The organism is Planctomonas deserti (assembly GCF_003067705.1).
GTDB classification, from domain to species: domain Bacteria; phylum Actinomycetota; class Actinomycetes; order Actinomycetales; family Microbacteriaceae; genus Planctomonas; species Planctomonas deserti.
This window is the reverse complement of record NZ_QANL01000171.1, coordinates 1-549: the sequence shown is the minus strand read 5'-3', so window position 1 is coordinate 549 and position 549 is coordinate 1. Positions and strand designations below refer to the sequence as shown.

Here is a 549-nt window from a genome sequence, read left to right as displayed (position 1 = left end):
ACGCGCGCGTGGGTCATCGCTTCGGCAGCCGGGCGCTTCTGCCAGGCATTCGGGCCAAGGTGGTCACCGCCGAGGATCAGCCGCTCGCGCGGGAAGCCTTCCTCATCGGCCAGGGTACCGACGTAGTCGCGGTACTGCGGCGGGGTCATGCCGGTATAGCCGCCGAACTGATCGACCTGGTTGGAGGTGGCCTCGACCAGCAGCACGGTGCCGTGTGCCAGCGCCACGTGCATGGCCGCGCGCAGCACCTGCTCGTTGCTGCAGCAGACGCTGTACAGGCCGACGTTGGCACCGGCGCGGTGGGAGGCAAGCAGGGTCTGCAACGGGGACATGGTCAGGCTCCGGACATCAGGAAAACGAGGGTTGGCAGGCGAGCAGGGCGGCACCACGTGCGCCACCGGCATCGCCGAAGCGCGGCGGCACGATCGGCGGTACCTGCACGCCGTTGAACAGATGGGCGGCGATGGCCGCCGGCAGCTGCTGGTACAGCGGCGCATACTGCGAGAGGCCGCCGCCGAGCACGATCACGTGCGGGTCCAGCGCCAGCAC

The 549-nt window shown here is 69.8% G+C and carries 2 protein-coding genes; both read right to left on the bottom strand.

The window, feature by feature from the left end:
• A partial coding sequence (locus DAI20_RS20120; RefSeq protein ID WP_205781540.1) for a class II D-tagatose-bisphosphate aldolase non-catalytic subunit occupies positions 1 to 323 on the bottom strand: 323 nt, incomplete at its 3' end.
• 25 nt (positions 324 to 348) lie between these two features.
• The coding region (locus tag DAI20_RS20115) for an ROK family protein (protein WP_159085161.1) at positions 349 to 549 on the bottom strand (201 nt) is incomplete at its 5' end.